The organism is Flavobacterium sp. (assembly GCF_044338735.1).
GTDB lineage: Bacteria > Bacteroidota > Bacteroidia > Flavobacteriales > Flavobacteriaceae > Flavobacterium.
Window position 1 is genome coordinate 1 of sequence record NZ_JBIIWV010000206.1, and the last position, 3,435, is coordinate 3,435.

The following is a 3,435-nucleotide window of genomic DNA, read 5'->3' on the forward strand; positions in this document are numbered from 1 at the left end:
ACGTATATTTTATCGGCATCGGAGGCATCGGTATGAGTGCTTTGGCTCGTTATTTCCAAAATATCGGTAAAAATGTAGCGGGTTATGACAAAACGGAAACGCAATTAACAGACGAGTTGCAAGCGTTAGGTTTGGCTATTCATTTTGAGGATGATATCAATTTAATTCCAAAAGATTTTTACGGCGAAAATACATTGGTTGTGGTTACACCCGCAGTTCCTGTTTCGCATTCAGAGTGGAATTATTTTTTAGAAAGAGATTATTCTATTAAAAAACGCGCCGAAGTTCTTGGGTTAATTACAAAAGATACCTATTGTTTTGCGGTAGCAGGTACACACGGAAAAACCACAACATCAAGTATTTTAGGACATATTTTATTTGAAAGTGGGGTAGATGTTACTGCTTTTTTAGGCGGAATTGTTGAAAACTATAATTCAAACCTAATTGGCTCAGGAAAAACGGTTACAGTTGTTGAAGCAGATGAGTTTGATCGTTCATTTTTACATTTGCATCCAAATGTAACTTGCATAACTTCAATGGACGCAGATCATTTAGATATTTATGGAGACGCGGCAAGTATTGAAGAATCTTTCAAAGAATTTGCAGCAAAAACATCCAGCGAAAATTTATATATAGTTCAAGGTTTACCTTTGGAAGGAATAACCATTGGAATATCAAACGACGCAGATTTTTCGGCACAAAATATTCGTATCGAAAAAGGATTTTATGTGTTTGATGTGAAAACTCCAGCAGAATTAGTGCCAAATGTAAAATTTGGTTTACCTGGACATCACAATTTAACAAATGCGTTATTGGCTTTCGCAATGGCAAAATCCTATGGGGTTTCCAATGATAAAATTAGTGCAGCGTTAGCTAGTTTTAAAGGAGTTAGACGTCGGTTTTCATTCCAAATACGAAAAGAAAACAAAGTGTATATTGATGATTATGCGCATCATCCAACTGAAATTAACGCGGTGCATCAGGCTGTTAGGGAATTGTATCCAGGAAAGAAAATTATTGCTGCTTTTCAGCCGCATTTATTTAGTCGAACCAAAGATTTTGCCGATGGTTTTGCAGAAAGTCTAGCACAATTTGATGAAGTGCTGTTACTTGAAATATATCCAGCACGAGAATTACCCATAGAAGGAATCAATTCTAGTTGGTTATTAACAAAAATTGATCATCCAAATAAAAAATTAGTGAATAAAAATGAATTGATTTCTACTTTTAAAAATTCAGATGCATCAGTATTTGTAACTATTGGAGCTGGCGACATTGGCGAGATGGTAAAAGATATTAAAAAAGCGCTTTATGAGAAGGATTAATTGGCATAGTATACGTTTATTGATGATCATTTTTACAATGATTTTCTTGTATTCTTTTTCTTTAAAAAGGAATATAGTGCGCAAAATCAACAAGATAGAAATTAAATTTGAGTCGAATGAAAACATGTTTTTAACACATCAAATGGTTAATAACTTGTTAATACAAAATTTAGGAGGTGCTTCAAGAATACAAAAAGATAAAGTAGATTTGAATAGTTTAGAAAATTCTCTAAATCATCATGAGATGATTGAAAAAGCAGAAGTTTTTTCTACGATAGATGGTTTTCTAAATACGCGTATTACTCAAAAGATCCCTATACTAAGAGTTATTTCTGATAATGACAGCTATTACCTTGATAGAAAAGGAGATAGAATTTCATTGTCAACAAATTTTTCGGCACGAGTTCCCCTAGTCGTTGGCGAATTCAGTAAAGAAAAAAGTAAGTCATATTTGAATTTATTTAATGAAATTAACAAAGATGATTTCTTAAGTAAAAACATTACTGGCGCGCAAATCATGCCTTCGGGAAATGTGGTATTAACCAACCGGAGTTTTGATTATAAAATTGCTTTTGGGAAACCAATTAATGTAAAAAAGAAGTTAAAGAATTATAAAGCTTTTTTTTATCACGCAATAAAAGACACTTTGATTAATGAGTACAAAGAGATAAACTTAATGTTTACACAACAAGTGGTTTGTAAGAAATAGAATAAATTATGAACAAAGACAACATCGCAGTAGGATTAGACATTGGTACAACTAAAATTGTAGCAATGATTGGTAAGAAAAATGAATACGGAAAGCTAGAAATTCTTGGTGTAGGAAAATCTAAAAGTTTAGGTGTTCATCGAGGTGTTGTAAATAATATTACACAAACAATCCAGTCGATTCAGCAAGCAGTTTCAGAAGCAGAAAACGATTCAGGATACAAAATTAATGATGTCGTTGTAGGAATTGCTGGACAACACATTCGCAGTATTCAACACAGTGATTATATCAGTAGACCAAATGCCGAAGAAGTAATTGGCGATGTTGATATTGACACCCTTATTGGTCAAGTACATAAATTAGCAATGTTGCCAGGTGAAGAAATTATTCACGTTTTGCCTCAGGAATTTAAAATTGATGGACAAGCCGAAATAAAAGAACCTATTGGAATGTATGGCGGAAGACTAGAATCTAGCTTTCATGTTGTGGTAGGACAAGCAGCTTCAATTCGCAATTTAGGCAGATGTGTAAAAAGTGCCGGATTAGAGTTATCTGGATTAACCTTAGAACCATTAGCTTCTGCAGATGCTGTTTTGAGTCAAGAAGAAAAAGAAGCGGGAGTTGCTTTAATTGATATAGGAGGTGGAACTACTGATTTAGCCATTTTTAAAGATGGTATTATCCGTCACACCTCAGTTGTTCCGTTTGGAGGAAATGTAATTACAGAAGATATTAAAGAAGGTTGCTCGATTATTGAAAAACAAGCTGAGTTGTTAAAAACTCGTTTTGGATCGGCTTGGCCAGGTGAAAATAGAGACAACGAAATTGTTTCAATTCCTGGATTAAGAGGAAGAGAGCCAAAAGAAATTTCGTTAAAAAACTTATCAAAAATTATTCACGCTAGAGTGGTGGAAATTATTGAACAAGTTTATGCTGAAATTAAATTATACGGTCACGAAGATCCAAAGAAAAAATTAATTGCAGGGATTGTTTTAACAGGAGGTGGAGCCCAATTGCAACACATTAAACAACTTGTTGAATACATTACTGGAATGGATACCAGAATAGGATATCCAAATGAGCATTTGGCCGGAGATTCAAACGAAGAATTATCAAGTCCATTGTATGCAACTGCAGTTGGTTTAGTAATGAACAGTATTCGAAATAATACAAAAAGTGCTACGCCATTTGTAGAAATGAAAAAAGATGAACCAGAAGTGGTTGCACGACCTCAAGTTGTAACAGAAACAACTGTTATGGCTGAAGATAAAGAAGAGTTACAGGCTACTCATTCTACACATCAAGAAACAACCGATGAGAAAATCAAACGTTCGTTTTTTGATAAATATATAGATAAGATTAAAGAATTTTTAGATAACGCAGAATAAAAGGAACTACTAT

The 3,435-nt window shown here is 33.8% G+C and carries 3 protein-coding genes; all 3 read left to right on the top strand.

The features are described 5' to 3' along the window. The coding region (murC, locus tag ACIQZC_RS10115) for a UDP-N-acetylmuramate--L-alanine ligase (RefSeq protein WP_396139102.1) at positions 1–1,325 on the top strand (1,325 nt) is incomplete at its 5' end. Positions 1,326–1,401: 76 nt separating this feature from the next. Next, positions 1,402–2,034 carry a cell division protein FtsQ/DivIB gene (locus ACIQZC_RS10120; protein WP_396139103.1) on the top strand — a complete coding sequence of 211 codons (633 nt, stop codon included), beginning with the start codon at positions 1,402–1,404 and terminating at the stop codon, positions 2,032–2,034. Positions 2,035–2,042: 8 nt separating this feature from the next. Next, positions 2,043–3,422, top strand: coding sequence for a cell division protein FtsA (gene ftsA / locus ACIQZC_RS10125; RefSeq protein ID WP_396139104.1), 1,380 nt, complete (start codon positions 2,043–2,045; stop codon positions 3,420–3,422). Positions 3,423–3,435 lie beyond the last annotated feature (13 nt).

Bases quoted from the DNA above. Each gene is read 5' to 3' on its own strand.
- ftsA (WP_396139104.1), top strand. From the start codon at position 2,043: ATGAACAAAGACAACATCGCAGTAGGATTAGACATTGGTACAACTAAA.